The 13,827-nt window shown below is 60.6% G+C and carries 11 protein-coding genes; 5 read left to right on the top strand and 6 right to left on the bottom strand.

What is annotated here, in order from left to right; translation table 11 throughout:
- Positions 1 to 97: 97 nt before the first annotated feature.
- Positions 98 to 886 (top strand): hypothetical protein, encoded by a 789-nt coding sequence (locus tag LMG28727_RS10445; RefSeq protein WP_201642223.1) that lies wholly within the window; start codon positions 98 to 100, stop codon positions 884 to 886.
- A 190-nt stretch (positions 887 to 1,076) separates the two neighbouring features.
- Here LMG28727_RS10445 and LMG28727_RS10440 read toward each other — a convergent pair whose 3' ends face one another.
- Positions 1,077 to 1,265, bottom strand: coding sequence for a DUF3563 family protein (locus LMG28727_RS10440; RefSeq protein ID WP_201642222.1), 189 nt, complete (start codon positions 1,263 to 1,265; stop codon positions 1,077 to 1,079).
- Positions 1,266 to 1,584: 319 nt separating this feature from the next.
- Between LMG28727_RS10440 and LMG28727_RS10435 the strand changes: the two genes are divergently transcribed.
- Positions 1,585 to 1,878, top strand: coding sequence for a hypothetical protein (locus tag LMG28727_RS10435; RefSeq protein WP_201642221.1), 294 nt, complete (start codon positions 1,585 to 1,587; stop codon positions 1,876 to 1,878).
- Positions 1,879 to 2,018: 140 nt separating this feature from the next.
- Entirely contained in the window at positions 2,019 to 3,026 is a 1,008-nt protein-coding gene (locus LMG28727_RS10430; protein WP_201642220.1) for an alpha/beta hydrolase, read from the top strand.
- A 75-nt stretch (positions 3,027 to 3,101) separates the two neighbouring features.
- Here the strand turns inward: LMG28727_RS10430 and LMG28727_RS10425 are convergent, their stop codons facing one another.
- Entirely contained in the window at positions 3,102 to 3,782 is a 681-nt protein-coding gene (locus LMG28727_RS10425) for a response regulator transcription factor (protein ID WP_201642219.1), read from the bottom strand.
- Between the two features lie 196 nt (positions 3,783 to 3,978).
- On the opposite strand from LMG28727_RS10425, the gene LMG28727_RS10420 reads away from it, so the two are divergent.
- Positions 3,979 to 5,307, top strand: coding sequence for an ATP-binding protein (locus tag LMG28727_RS10420; RefSeq protein WP_201642218.1), 1,329 nt, complete (start codon positions 3,979 to 3,981; stop codon positions 5,305 to 5,307).
- Positions 5,308 to 5,347: 40 nt separating this feature from the next.
- Here the strand turns inward: LMG28727_RS10420 and LMG28727_RS10415 are convergent, their stop codons facing one another.
- The gene (locus LMG28727_RS10415; protein ID WP_201642217.1) at positions 5,348 to 5,494 is read right to left on the bottom strand and encodes a hypothetical protein; all 147 of its coding nucleotides are present in this window, start codon (positions 5,492 to 5,494) and stop codon (positions 5,348 to 5,350) included.
- 189 nt (positions 5,495 to 5,683) lie between these two features.
- On the bottom strand, positions 5,684 to 7,003 hold the full coding sequence (locus LMG28727_RS10410) for a phospholipase A (protein ID WP_328810499.1): 1,320 nt from the start codon (positions 7,001 to 7,003) through the stop codon (positions 5,684 to 5,686).
- A gap of 731 nt (positions 7,004 to 7,734) precedes the next feature.
- On the opposite strand from LMG28727_RS10410, the gene LMG28727_RS10405 reads away from it, so the two are divergent.
- Positions 7,735 to 9,138 carry a Do family serine endopeptidase gene (locus tag LMG28727_RS10405; protein ID WP_201642216.1) on the top strand — a complete coding sequence of 468 codons (1,404 nt, stop codon included), beginning with the start codon at positions 7,735 to 7,737 and terminating at the stop codon, positions 9,136 to 9,138.
- 76 nt (positions 9,139 to 9,214) lie between these two features.
- On the opposite strand, the gene LMG28727_RS10400 is transcribed toward LMG28727_RS10405, so the two are convergent.
- Positions 9,215 to 10,633 (bottom strand): efflux transporter outer membrane subunit, encoded by a 1,419-nt coding sequence (locus LMG28727_RS10400; protein WP_201642215.1) that lies wholly within the window; start codon positions 10,631 to 10,633, stop codon positions 9,215 to 9,217.
- Positions 10,626 to 13,826: a multidrug efflux RND transporter permease subunit gene (locus tag LMG28727_RS10395; protein ID WP_201642214.1), complete on the bottom strand. Its 3,201-nt coding sequence runs from the start codon at positions 13,824 to 13,826 to the stop codon at positions 10,626 to 10,628. Before LMG28727_RS10395 ends, LMG28727_RS10400 begins: the two co-directional genes overlap by 8 nt.
- Between the last annotated feature and the right edge of the window lies 1 nt (position 13,827).

The raw sequence follows: 13,827 nt of genomic DNA, 5'->3' as shown, positions 1-13,827 counted from the left end.
GCCACGGCGGCCGAACAAGGTCCGTGTTCGCGCGAATGCAGGAAGGCAGGACGGCGCGGCGAACTGTTTGCTGGACCCAACCACGAAAGGAAGGCCGATGAGCTATACGGACGGCAATGGTTTCGAACGCAATGACAGCGGGCAGTTCATTAACAGCGGATCGCTCAATCACAACAATACCAGCGCGCAGATCGCGGCTGGCGTGGCACACTATGACACCCCGCAAAGCGCTGCACACAAACTCCAGCAGTATTACGACTTACAAAACATCCCGATCAACGAGAAGTACGCGAATGGCGGCAACCGTGAGAGCAATCTGCGACTCATGGCGGCTTTGGGCTGGTGGATTCTTTGCTTTGTGTTCGCCATTGGCGGTGTGATTGCCGTTGCCGAGGTTCACGACGCGCTCAGGCCCGTCTATCCCGATGCCCATACTTTCGTGCGAGAAGACCGTGCGCCGCCAGCCGTGCGCGAAAGCTCGCGGCGGAACTTCGAGGCAGCGATGCTGCCGCTGCTTAAGCCGGGCGTTCCGGCAAGCGCGATCTGGCGTCATTGCGCGCGGCATGATTGCAGCGCATTGGGTCTGGCTGGAGCGATGGCACTGACGCCTTATGCGATTGATCCGGCAGCGTTTGCCGATCAGGTCTGCCGGCTGGACTCGATGTTGCCGTCTGGCGCCGCCGTCACTGCGCGTTACGCGCCGGGTCAGATCGCCGACCAGTGCGATCTGGTGCAAACGCCGCAGTTGCAAGCGGACATCGCGCACATGGAATGGCGTCGAAGCGTCGCGATGTGGGGCAGTGGCGTTGGCATTGCCATCATGGCACTGCTGAGTCTGTATTTTTTTCGGCCGGATCACTGGAAGCGGCCTAAAGCGCAGAAATGATGCGCTCAACAGGCGATCCCACTCAGCCTTTTCTGGGCTGCGGTGCATGCGGTTCGGGAGGTTTTCCCACTACCGTCGTCATCATCCTCTGTACGTGGTTGGTGACGAGGTAGATCGCGGGTCGCCGCCCCATTTCCTACGCCCTGACGCCGCTAACAACGATTAGGTGAGAGCGTAGCGCCGTCTGCGCTCAAAAAGCGCTCACGTCGCGATGTGTGCCGGATGAATAACAACGCATCGGATAAGTGTTGGTTTCAAAATGCCGGATCCGGTGTTCGAGATCGGCGTGATCGACCGACGACGCCAGATAATTGTCCCGTTCAAATTCCGCGGTGGTGACGAAAAGCGCGCCGATTTTCCGTGCGAATTCTGCAAACATGATGTGCTCCGTTTCAATTCCCATTTCAATGATTGATGCGACTGGCGGCTAGGCCGCGGTCAATTCGCGGGATGTCGTGTCGCAACGTCGGCGACGGGCGTTGGGTTCCGGCTGTCGGATCGTTGCGCCGCCCGTCGATGAACTGAATCGTAAAGACGAAGAATGAGCTGGAAATGAGCGCCAAATGCCGGCGGGAATTCGTCGGCGGTGCTCCACCCCCGCTCAAACAAAGCGCTAATTCTCTGCTCACTTTGCATGTCCACAATGCAGTCATTCGATGCGGTCAACAGACTCGCGTCGCTCGGCAAAGGAGTGAAAAATGAAAGTCGTTCGCCATCTGGTCGTCGCTGCAGCGCTCGGCGTCGGCTTAGTGAGTTGCGCTGAAGCCCATGTGTTCGTCGGAGTCGGAGTGGGGCTTGCCGCGCCAGCGATTCCCGTGCTGCCGGTAGCGTCTGTCGTGCCGGTTTATGCGCCGCCGGTCTATTACGCACCGCCGCCACCGCCTGTCTATAGCGCACCGGTCGTGGTCGGGTATTACGGACATCCGCAGTGGTATCCGCATTACTACGGCGGCTGGCATGGCGGTTATGGCTACGGCTACTGGCGCCGTTGAGGCAGAGGCCACCGGGTCCATCTGCAATGCTTTGAAAAGCACAGGCAACCCTACGAGTGGGCTTCTGCAATTTCGGGAGCCGCGCCCGTAGCGTTGTCGCCATCTGGCCGCGATGGGCGGCCTTCTTTGAGCACATCATCATGAACGTTCAACCATCGCCGCTCACGTCAGCGCCGGAATCCGTCGTGCTGAGCGAACTACCGCCGCAACCGTCTGCTGAAAGTTGGCAAGCCGCGTGGCTGCGTCGCGCGATTCCGCTGATCATGGCGATTCACTTCGGCTCGAGCCGCCGTCCGGCACCCGATGTCCACACACTCCGGCTGCGCGCGCATCGCTACACGCGGCCTGGCCGGATCGCGGCGGCCATGCTTTACCCGCACGTGCGCCGCCATGCCGACTGCGAACTCAAAGGCGAATGGCTGAGCCCAGGTAAGGCCGTGGCGGCGCCAATCGAGCGTGCGGTACTTTATTTGCACGGCGGCGCGTACTATTTCGGCTCTCCGGAAACGCACCGTGCATTGACGGTCGAATTGGCCCGCTCGTCGAACGCAGCGGTGTTCGCGCTGGACTATAGCCTTGCGCCCGAACATCCGTTCCCCGCCGCCTTGCAGGACGCCTTGCGTGCTTACCGGACGTTGCTCGACCGCGGCATGGCGCCTCAGTCGATCGTTGTGGCCGGAGATTCTGCAGGTGCGGGACTCGCGCTAGCGATGCTGATCGCGTTGCGTGAAGCGGGCGATCCGCTGCCGTCCGGAGCGGTACTGTTTTCGCCATGGGCCGATCTGACGACTACCTGGCGTGCCGGCCACAACGCGATGACGATGAACCGGACTGCGATGGAAGCGGCGGCGAACATGTACCTGCGTCACGCGCGCCGCTTCGAGTTGCTCGCTTCGCCCGCGAGAGCACGGCTGCATGATTTGCCGCCCATCCACATCCAGACCAGCGACACTGAAGCGTTGAACACTGACGCGCGCGAGTTGGCCGCCAAACTTCAGCGCGAAGGGAACGCCGTGGAGTTCGCGCAGTGGCACGCCGTGCCTCACGCGTGGCAATGTTTTTCGCCGTTCTTGCCGGAAGCGCGCGCGGCGTTGGCTTATGCGTCGGCGTTTATTCAGCGGCGCTGGGAGAGTGCGGCTGAGCGGTGAAGCCGATCGTCCGGCGCGGCAGTTGCTTGTGCGCCGACCGAAGCAAGCCACCGTCACAGACGGTCGCAACGGTCGTCACGCTTGCCCTTTGTCCGCATCGCCGAGCATCACGGTCCACCCGAGACCTCGCACATTGCGAATCACCGACACCCCGAATTTCTTGCGCACGGAGTGGATCAGCACATCGACCGCATTGCTTTCGACCTCTTTACCCCACCCGTACAGGCGGTCCTCGAGCTGTTCGCGCGACAGGATCGTGCCGGGACGCTCGAGAAACGCGAGCATCAGCGCAAATTCGCGTGCGGAGAGAACCGTGGTGGCGCCATTGCAGGTCAGCGTGCGTTTGTCGAGATCGAGCGCGAGCGAATCGTCGCCGAGACGCGACGATGCGTAGCCGGCCTTGCGCCGCAATACGGCGCGAATGCGGGCCAGCAGTTCAGGGACGTCGAAGGGTTTGAGCAGATAGTCGTCCGCGCCGACGTCGAGCCCCTGCACTCGCGAATCGAGATCGTCACGCGCCGTCAGGATCAGGACTGGCACCGCATTGCCGGCGGCGCGCGATGCTTTCAGCAATTCAATGCCGCTTAAGCCGGGCAGGCCGAGATCGAGTAGTACAACGGTGTATTCGGCATTGGCCAGCGCATCGCGACCGGCAATGCCGTCTCTGACCCAGTCGACGCTATAGTCGGCATCTTTCAGTGCTCGCAGCAGACTTTGGCCAATCTGCAGATCGTCTTCAACGAGGAGAACTCTCATGATCGTCCTGTCGGCAATAATCCGGTAGTGCCTGGCTGGCAGCGCGCGGTTCGCAGCAGAACCGTCGTGCCCGGGCGATAGAATGATAACCGACGCACGCGTTGCCGCCACGCGTTTGTCCGCAGTTCGGAGCGGCCGGTCCGGGCCGTCGCGCTGATTTCGGGCGAAGCTTGTTTCGACTCCATTCAGGTTCGATATGAAAAAAAGAGGCTCGCTGGGCACGCAACTGGTCATTGCGCTGAGCGCCGTCGTCATTGTGGTCGGCCTGGTGCACGCAGCCGGTTCTTATGTGGCGTCGAGCGCGGCGACCCACGCGTTGCTCGATACCCGGCTGAGCGACGTCGCTATTCGCCTTGCCGCCGGCATGGCCGACATCATCGTCAAGGCGCCCGAACCCGGCGCGCAGCGCCCGCAGGATCTGCAAATCCAGATCTGGAGCGGCGACGAAGTCAGTCCGTCGCGCGCCACCGACCCGTCCATTCACTTCAATCGCAATGTGCAACCCGGCTTCTCACAGCAGGTGGCCGACAACGACGAATGGCGTATTTTCACCGTGCACAGTGGCGACCGGATCGTCGAAGTCGGCCAGCGGATACGCGTGCGCGAAGCGGTGGTGCGGGATTCCGCGTTGACCACGCTCTGGCCAACCGTGCTGTTGATGCCGCTGATGTGGGTCGCGGTCATTGTGGTAGTGCGCTCGTCGATGCGTCGTGTCGACCGGTTGGCGAACGAGGTGAAGGCGCTCGACGTGAATCGTCTGACGCCGATCTCGACAGATCATGTGCCGACCGATCTGCTGCCGTTTGTCGATTCGATCAATTCGCTGACCGCGCGGCTGGGTCGCATGATCGAGTCGGAGAAGAAATTTATTGCTGACGCCGCGCACGAATTGCGTTCGCCGATTGCCGCGTTGCAATTGCAGGCGGACAATCTGCGGCATTCGATTTACCCGGCAAATGCAGAGCGTTTCGAAGAAATGCGCGCCGGTATTATCAGAAGTGCGTATCTCGTCAGCCAGATGCTGAGTCTCGCGCGCGCCGATACGCGAGCGAGCACTGCGCAACTCGAGGATGTCGATGTACGTGAAGTCATCGCCGACGTCATCGCCGCCCATCTTCCAATTGCGATGGCGCGCAATATCGATCTCGGCGTGGCGCATCTCGACGCGGCCGTCGTGCGCGCAACGAAGACGGACGTGCAGGTCGTCGTGAAAAATCTGGTCGAAAACGCGCTGCGTTACGGGGTCGAAGGCGGGACGGTCGACGTGCGCGTGACGGCGAATGACGCCACCGTTTCTATCGAAGTCATCGACGACGGCCCGGGGATAGCGCCGCAATTGCAGGAGCTCGTATTCGAGCGTTTCGTGCGGGTCGGCTCGACCGATGTGGAGGGCTCGGGCCTCGGACTGGCGATCGTGCGAGCCACGCTCGCAAAATATGGCGGACGTGCCCGCGTGTCGAGTCGCGGCGATCATCGCTCGGGGCTGGTCGCGCAGGCCGAGTTTCCACGTGTGCGTCCGAAGTGATGAGTTTTTGTGCGAAGCCGTGCAGCACACGCTGATCACGTCAGTAACTACCCGCCATCGAGAGAAAGTAGAACGGCAACAGATCGTCGTCCGGTAGCGGGGCTTGTTGGTCTGCGGCTGCTGCGGTATCCGTTGTGTTTTCGGTGGTGTCGTCGGATAGGGTAGAAGGCGTGGTTTGCGTGTCCATGATTGCTAATCCTCATCAGGTTTGCACTGCATCTGCGGAAGTCGTTAATGACATTTCCGTGCGGTACAAAGCAATCTTGTTCCTGACGAATTAGCGGGAAATTAGGACGCGTGGCTCCTCGCGGTAGCCACGCCGCAGCGCTCAATTAGAGCCTGTGTCTGGAAGTTGACAGCGCGCAAGCAGGGTGAATTAACGCGCGACGCTATAACCGATCCGTGCAATCCAGCGATGCTGGTTGTAATCGAGAATATCTTCACCGTAGCCGGTAAAGAAGCCAACCCACAGGAAGCCGCCCCAACGGCTATTGATCAGATGCGATAGCGGGTAGGTGAATTGCGTATCGATGCTGCCGTAGGTGGATTTCGTTCCCTTTCGCAGCGTCGTGGCGAGTTGCCAGCCGTCGTTGCTGCCGTATTTGAGCAGCAGGTCCATATAGCCGCGATAGTCGGCAATGTCGTGATTCTCGCCGGCAATGTGAGCGTAGAAATAGACCTTTGGCGATACAGTCAGGTGGTTGCCATCCACATCGCCGAATTCCCACGTAGGTCGCACGAAGAATATGTCGACACCACGCGATTCAGGTCCGTCGCGCCCATTCGATTCATGCTCATAGCCGGTCATCAGAGCCATCTTGCTGAACCATGAACTCTTCCAGCCGGTATCGGGCAGGTAGTAGAACAGTTGAGGCATGTAGCTCGTATCGCGGAACGGGGCGGAGTACTCGCCGAGGTCCCACAACGAAGTCTGCGTATAGCCGAAATACAGGTTGTCGAGGAAGCCGCGCGATCGCGGATCGTCCGGGATGACCATCCGGAATTTAAAGCTCAACTGGAATTTCGCGAGATTTTCTCCATTCGAACCATCGGCGAAATACATCGGTTCGAAGGTGGAGAGACGACTGACAAGAAAGCTATTCAGGTCGGGGCCGGACGCTTTATTCGCAGCAGACCCAGCGGAAAGCGACGCAGCCGTGACAGGCTCCGAAGGCACGGTGACGGTCGCGGACGTGTCGCCATGGGTGCTGTCCGCCGACGCCATTGCCTCTGGTTTCGCGGAATGGGGTGGGCGAGTGAGCAATACGAACGATGGCGAAACATCCAGACTCGGCACATCGATTTTCATGGCACCGCGAGCCCACTCGGGCCATTGCCCGCTATAGCGGACCGCTTTGAGTTCGCCGCCTGCCAGCTTGATGTGATCCGGCGCGCCGCTTTCGCGCGCGAGCATCAATGGTCTGGGCGAGATGTCGGTGTTGCTGATCGCGATGTTCAACTGCGCGGGGATGTCTACCTCGGTGCCACCCGGCTGGTCGCCGGAATAGACGATGGTGACTTCGAGCGGTTTGCTGGAGACTGCTTCGCGCGGCGGACGGAGCACCGAAACGCTCGCGAAACTGTAGACGGGGTAGGCGGCGCAAAGCATCAGAATGCTGATGCCAAAAGACAACCCGGATAAACGCGAGTCGCGGCCGCTAACTACGGAGATGCTGTCTTTCTTCACCCGAGACATCAATCGATTCCCCACACGGAACTCCCATTGGTCTACGAATTAAGCTCGCAGTGAGACGATAACGTCAAAGCACGAAATTGGGTAAAAAAAATTAGGGCACGCGCGACGTGGTCAGTGGCGGCAAAGCTTGACAGCGATGAATTGGCACTGCATCCGCGCACCTTCATAAAGATGTCAGCGACAGATAAGTTGGACCGGAGAACGGCTGCACTATGGATAGAAGTCCTCTCATCTCAAGGCTCTTATGCACGCCGGACTCGCCGGTCGCAATAGTTAAATATGAATTCAACGGCTTGAAGACTCGACCGGCGTGATGCGTAAATAAACGCGGTGGCGTTGAACACGTTGCGTTTCTGCAACGGATAAATCACTGGGAAAAAACTAATTCTTGCGGCTACGTTGCGACGATTTTTCATTCCGACGAATTGCTTTGCGATGCTTCGCACTCGCGCGCGCAACTAGGCGGACGCACAGTTTTCCGGTGATCCACGATTAAAAGCAGCTTGCAAACCACGCTTCCGATCTGCTATTTGCGTGCGCAGATAACTGCTTTTCCGCACGTTGTGGCGAGTGCCGCCGTCCTGTTTCCCTGGTGTTTTCCATTGCTCCGAATCCTCATGAAAGCCGCATCGTGCGGGCGCTTCGAGGTGTCGCGGGATTTTTAAGATTCCTTTAAGTGGAGCCATCTACATTACGCTTCCCTCACGTCATACACCGCACCCTACCCAGATATGGTCACTAAAAAACAATGGCGCGGTAGCGCTGCCGCTTGCATCGTGCTCGCGCTTGCAGGTACTTATGCGATTAGCCACCGCAGCGCCGAAGCGTCGGCAAGCGACGCTCGCGGTGGCCTGGTCACCACCAGCGTTCCCACTGCAACTGGTGGCACGAATGCGGCCACGCCGAACTTCGCCAGCATTGTTTCGACCTACGGGCCTGCGGTCGTGCACATCGGCGCGAGCCACGCAGCTTCACGCGATGAAAACGGTGAAAGCAGCGGCGGCGGTGAAGCGCTCGGCTCGGGGTTCATCATTAGTCAGGACGGGTACATCCTGACGAACAACCACGTCGTCGAAGGTGCCGATAAGGTGACCGTCAAGTTGACGGACGGCCGTGAATTCCACGCGCAAGTCATCGGAACCGATAAAACGTCCGACGTCGCGGTGCTTAAGATCGATGCGTCGAGCTTGCCAACTGTGAAGATCGGCGACCCTGCCCATAGCAAGGTCGGTGAGTGGGTGGTCGCAATCGGTTCGCCGTACGGCTTCGACAGCACGGTGACATCCGGCATCATCAGTGCGAAAGCACGCACGTTCTCCGACGATAGTCCGATCCCGTTTATTCAAACCGACGTGCCGGTCAATCCTGGCAATTCGGGCGGTCCACTGTTCAATCTGAACGGTGAAGTCATCGGTATCAATTCGATGATCTATTCGCGCACAGGCGGCTTCCAGGGCCTGTCGTTCGCCATCCCGATCGACGCGGCGATGCACGTGAAAGACCAACTCGTGCGAACCGGTCATGTGAGCCGCGGCCGGATCGGCGTGGGCGTCGAACCCGTCACCGAAGAACAGGCAAAGTCGCTGGGTCTCGACACGACACATGGCGCGCTGGTCGGCTCGGTCGATCCGAGTGGCCCCGCTCAGGCGGCTGGCTTGCGCCAGGGTGACGTGATCGTCGGCTTGAACGGTGCACGTGTCGACAGTACCCGCGATCTGATCGCGCAAGTGTCGCAACTCGCGCCCGGAACGACCGCGACGATCAACGTATGGCGCGGCGGCGGTGAGCATAAGTTGTCGGTAACGGTGGGCGCGCAGTCCGCTCAGGTCGCGTCGGCTGCGCCGCGTGTGCAGCAGCAACAACAGTCGCGTCCGCGTCTCGGTGTTGCAGTTCGACCGCTCACGCAAGATGAACAGCAGGAAGCGTCGTTGCCCGGCGGGGTCGTCGTGCAACAGGCCACCGGTCCGGCCGCGGCTGCGGGCATTCAGGCCGGCGACATCATCGTCGCGGTCGACGGCACCCTGATTCGCAACGTCCAGCAACTGAAGCAGATCATTTCGCAGGCGGACGACAGCGTGTCCGTCACGGTGGTGCGTGATGGCGAGCAAGCATCGGTTTCGGTGAATCTCGGCTAACGTGTAGTTGAATCAATCATGCGGCGCGCTACGATCTGGCGCGCCGTTTGTCGTTTACCGCAGCGGCAATGGGCAGTTAAGGCGTGTCGGGTCCACCGCCCAGCGCGACATAGAGCGATACGCTATTTTGCAATGCTGTCGCGCGAAGCTGGATCAATTGCTGCTCGGCGGCAAAAAGACTGCGGCGTGCATCCACCACTTCCAGATAGATCGAGATGCCGTTTTCATAGCGAAGCTCGGCGGTCTCCGCGAGTAAGCGCTGTGCTTCGACGGCATGTTCCTGCGCGGTAATCTGTTCCGTATAGCGTTGCCGTCCGACCAACGCATCCGATACTTCGCGAAAGGCCGTTTGCACGGTGCGCTGATAGGTCGCCACCAGTTCGTCGTGCCTTGCACGTGCCTGGGCGAGTTGAGCCGACCGTTGACCAGCGTCGAAAATCGGCATGCCGATAATCGCGCCCATCGACCATGCCTGTTTGCCCGGTACAAAAAAATCGCTGAGTTCCGACGACACATAACCGAAGCTTCCTGTCAGCGAAATGCGCGGGAAGAAATCGGCGCGGGCGGCGCCGATGTCGGCATCCGCGGAACGAAGCTGTTGTTCGGCTTGCAGAATGTCCGGTCGATTGACGAGTAGCGCGGAAGGCAAACCAGGGTCCAGTGCGCCGAACTGCGCGGCGTCCGCAATCGACGACGCATCTGGCAGCACACTTTCCAGTGGCCCACCGATAAGCACCGTCAGTTGATTACGCTGCTGCGCCGTGGTCCTTTGCAATTCCGCGAGTTGGGTTTGCGCCTGTGTCACGAGAATGGCGGCCTGCTCATAATCGACCGAGGACGTCACTCCGGCATCCAGCCGAAGTTTCGCGACATCCAACGCATACTGGCGGCTTGCGACGGTCCGCTCGGCTAGCGCAATGCCTTCATCGCCCGAACGGATCGCGTAGTAGGTCGCGGCCACATTGCCGATCAGCGACAACCGGAATGCGCGCTGGGCTTCGACGGTGGCCAGATATTGGCGGCGTGCGCTTTCACTCAGATTGCGCACGCGCCCCCAGAAATCGAGTTCGAACGACGCGACGGCGGCCTGCACGTTGTACTGATTGAATTGAACCGATATATCCGTGTTATCGAACTCCGGGTCGATCGAACCGAGCGGCGCTTTCGTGCGCGTAGCGCTGCCGTTCACATTGACCTGCGGCAGACGGGCCGCATTCTGGATGCGATAAAACGCGCGAGCCTGTTCGATGCGTGCAGTCGATGCCACCAGATCGCGGTTACGTTGCAATGCCGTGGAGATCAGCAACTTCAATTGTGGATCGGCGAAAAACGTCTCCCAGTCCACTTCTTTCGCGAGCTGTGCTTCTTCGAGGCTGGCGGTCGGGAACGCATCGAAGTGTTCCGCAATCGGCAGATCGGGCTGGCGATACGGCGGCGCAAAGTTGCACGCGGCCAGCAAGCCGCACACGAGTGTCACGAGCAGGCGCTTACGCATCGCTCGGCCCTCCGCGGGGTTGCTCAGGCTCCCGCTCGGGTGTGGACAGATCGTCGTCCAGTCCGCTATTGCGTTTCTTGCGACTCAGCCAACGGCGAGCGGCCACATAAAAGAGCGGCGTAAAGAAGACCCCGAATAGCGTTGCCGTGAGCATGCTGCCCATCACGCCCGTACCTACCGCGCGCCGGCTTGCCGCGCCCGCGCCGGTGGCGAGGACGAGCGGCATCATGCCGAGCACGAACGTGACACTGGTCATCAGAATCGGACGCAAACGCTGTTGCGCGCCATTTTTCGCTGCGGTGATGGGATCGCTGCCTTCGGACTCCGCCTTGATCGCGAACTCGACAATCAGAATAGCGTTCTTCGCCGCAAGCCCGATGATGGTCACTAGCCCGATGTTGAAATACACGTCGGCGGAAAGCCCGCGCATCATCGTCAACAACACTGCGCCGATCACACCGAATGGAATGATCAGCAACACCGCGACCGGAATGGCCCAACTTTCATAGAGCGCGGCCAGCAGCAGGAATACCACCACCAGCGACAACCCGAGCAGCATGCCGATCTGGCCACCGGCCTGCTTTTCTTCGAGTGCGGTGCCGGTCCATTCGTACGTGAGATTGCCGGTCAGCACGTGCGACGCGATGCGCTCCATTTCGGCGATCGCCGCGCCGCTCGACCGGCCTGCCGCGGCCTGACCCGACAACGTCGCGGAAGGGAAGCCGTTGTAGCGCTCGAGTTGCTGCGGACCGGAGATCCAGCGAATGCGGGCAAATGCCGAGAACGGCACCATCTCGCCACGGTTGTTCGGAAGCCGTAGTGCACTCACGTCTTCCGCGCGCATTCGTTGCGTGGCATCGGCTTGCAGAAATACGCGCAGCACATTGCCTTCGAACACGAAGTCGTTCACGTAGTTCGAGCCGAACGATAGCGCCAGTGCCTGATTGACCTGCCGGATCTGCAGACCCAGTGCACGCGCCTTGACGCGATCTATCTCCACATAGAGTTGCGGCGCTTCGGGCATGCCTTCCGGTCGTACGCCCGCGAGAACGCTGCTTTGCGACGCCGCAATCATGATTCGCTGCGCGGCCTGCTGCAGCGCTTCGCCACCCACGCCGCTGCGATCCTGAACCTTCATCGTGAAGCCGGTGGCAGTTCCTAATGACGGGATAGGAGGCGGGTCGAGCGCAAAGATAATCGCTTCCGGAATCTGGCGAAACGCGGCATTGGCGCGGCGAACCAGTGCGCTCGCCGAGTTGTCTTCTCCGGAGCGCTCACCCCACGGCGTCAGATCGACAAACGACAACGCCGCCGATTGTCCCTGTCCGAAGAAGCTGAAGCCTGTCACCGACGCTACATTTCGAACCTGAGGTTGAGTCCGCAAGAATGCTTCGACCTGGTTGACCGCCTGCCGGGTACGTTCTTCAGTGGAACCCGGTGCGCCGGTATAAGTGATGAAAATATGGCCCTGGTCTTCGGTCGGCAGAAAGCCGCCTGGCAGGCGCACGAAAAGAAAGCCGGTGATCACGCACGCGACGACGAACACCAGCAGCCATCGCAACGGCTTTTTCAGCATCGCATCGACGCCGCGGATATACCGCTCGGTGCCCGCTTCCAGGCCGCGATTAAAGCCGTCGAATACGCGATGCAGCATTCGCGATGCCGCGTTCCTCGACGCCGGGCTGCTGGCGGTTTCGTTGCGCAGCAGCGCTGCGCACAACGCTGCGCCGAGCGTGAGTGCGAGCAGCGTGGACAGCATGATCGACACGGCGAGGGTCACCGAGAACTGCCGGTAAATCCCGCCCGTTGAACCCGGGAAGAACGCCATCGGGATGAATACCGCGACCAGCACCAGGGTACTCGCGATCACCGCGCCGGATATCTGGCCGACTGCCTTGACGGTCGCGCGAGGCGCGCTCAGGCCCTCTTCGCGCATGATGCGCGCGACATTTTCCACGACGACGATCGCGTCGTCGTTGAGGATACCGATCGCCACCACCATCCCGAACAACGACAGGATGTTGATCGACAGACCGAACAGGTACAAACCCGCGCAGGTGCCGATCAGCGCGACCGGGACGACCAGCGTGGGAATCAGCGTGGCGCGCCAGTCCTGCAGAAAGAGAAACACGACGACGGTGACGAGCAGAAGCGCTTCGATCATCGTGCGTATCACGCTCTGCACCGACGTGTTGATGAACGGCGTCGTATCGAACGGCACGGTCCAGACCACGCCGCGCGGGAATGTCGGCTGCAGTTGGGTCATGCGAGCGCGTACGGCGTTGGCCACCGCTAGCGCGTTCGCGCCGCTCGCCAACTGGATCGCAATGCCGGCGGCTTCCTTGCCGTTGACGGTCAGGCGGTTGCCGTAACTGTCGTTACCCAGTTCGATCCGGGCCACATCGCCAAGCCGTACCGTCGAGCCGTCCGGATTCGCGCGAATGATGATCTCGCGGAACTGCTCGGGCGTCGAGAAGCGGCTTTGCGTGACGATTTGCGCGGTGAATTCGGAGCCTTCGGCATTGGGCTGATCGCCGAGTCCGCCGCCGGCCGTCTGACTGTTCTGCTCCTGCACCGCGGACAAAACCTCGCTCGCCGACAACCCGAAGCCGGCCAGCTTGCGCTGGTCGAGCCAGATCCGCATGGCGTACGACGAGCCGAACAGTTGCACATCGCCAACCCCGTCGATACGCCGCAACTCGTTGACGATGTTGTTCGACGCGAAGTTGCCCATCGCTACTGCGTTGGTGGCGCCGTCGGTGGTCTGCAACGCGAGCAGCATCAGAAAGCCGGTGGATGCCTTCGTGACGGTCACGCCGAGCTGCCGCACTTCCAGCGGCAGCCGCGGCTCGACCCGGCTCAGACGGTCCTGAACCTGAGTTCGCGCGATGTCGAGATTGGTGCCTGGCTTGAGCACCACGGTGATCTGCGCGGTGCCGTTGGAGCGGCTGATCGACGACATGTACAGAAAGTTCTCGATGCCGTTCATCTCGTCTTCGATGATCGAGGTGACACTTCTTTCGAGCGTTTGCGCATCGGCGCCACTGAAGCTGGCCGAGATGTTGAGCGACGGCGGCGCGACGTCGGGATATTGTTCGACCGGCAGAAGCGCGACGGCCAGGCCGCCGAATAGCACAGTGAAGAGGGCGATAACCCAGGCGAAGACGGGGCGGGCGACGAAGAAGCGGTTCATC

This window comes from Paraburkholderia metrosideri, from assembly GCF_904848625.1.
Taxonomy (GTDB): Bacteria; Pseudomonadota; Gammaproteobacteria; order Burkholderiales; family Burkholderiaceae; genus Paraburkholderia; species Paraburkholderia metrosideri.
The sequence above is the reverse complement of the archived record's forward strand: the minus strand, read 5'-3'. Positions and strand labels throughout refer to the sequence as shown.

Bases quoted from the DNA above. Each gene is read 5' to 3' on its own strand.
- LMG28727_RS10395 (WP_201642214.1), bottom strand. From the start codon at position 13,826: ATGAACCGCTTCTTCGTCGCCCGCCCCGTCTTCGCCTGGGTTATCGCC.
- LMG28727_RS10430 (WP_201642220.1), top strand. From the start codon at position 2,019: ATGAACGTTCAACCATCGCCGCTCACGTCAGCGCCGGAATCCGTCGTG.
- LMG28727_RS10410 (WP_328810499.1), bottom strand. From the start codon at position 7,003: ATGTCTCGGGTGAAGAAAGACAGCATCTCCGTAGTTAGCGGCCGCGAC.
- LMG28727_RS10415 (WP_201642217.1), bottom strand. From the start codon at position 5,494: ATGGACACGCAAACCACGCCTTCTACCCTATCCGACGACACCACCGAA.
- LMG28727_RS10405 (WP_201642216.1), top strand. From the start codon at position 7,735: ATGGTCACTAAAAAACAATGGCGCGGTAGCGCTGCCGCTTGCATCGTG.
- LMG28727_RS10420 (WP_201642218.1), top strand. From the start codon at position 3,979: ATGAAAAAAAGAGGCTCGCTGGGCACGCAACTGGTCATTGCGCTGAGC.
- LMG28727_RS10440 (WP_201642222.1), bottom strand. From the start codon at position 1,265: ATGTTTGCAGAATTCGCACGGAAAATCGGCGCGCTTTTCGTCACCACC.
- LMG28727_RS10435 (WP_201642221.1), top strand. From the start codon at position 1,585: ATGAAAGTCGTTCGCCATCTGGTCGTCGCTGCAGCGCTCGGCGTCGGC.
- LMG28727_RS10400 (WP_201642215.1), bottom strand. From the start codon at position 10,633: ATGCGTAAGCGCCTGCTCGTGACACTCGTGTGCGGCTTGCTGGCCGCG.
- LMG28727_RS10425 (WP_201642219.1), bottom strand. From the start codon at position 3,782: ATGAGAGTTCTCCTCGTTGAAGACGATCTGCAGATTGGCCAAAGTCTG.
- LMG28727_RS10445 (WP_201642223.1), top strand. From the start codon at position 98: ATGAGCTATACGGACGGCAATGGTTTCGAACGCAATGACAGCGGGCAG.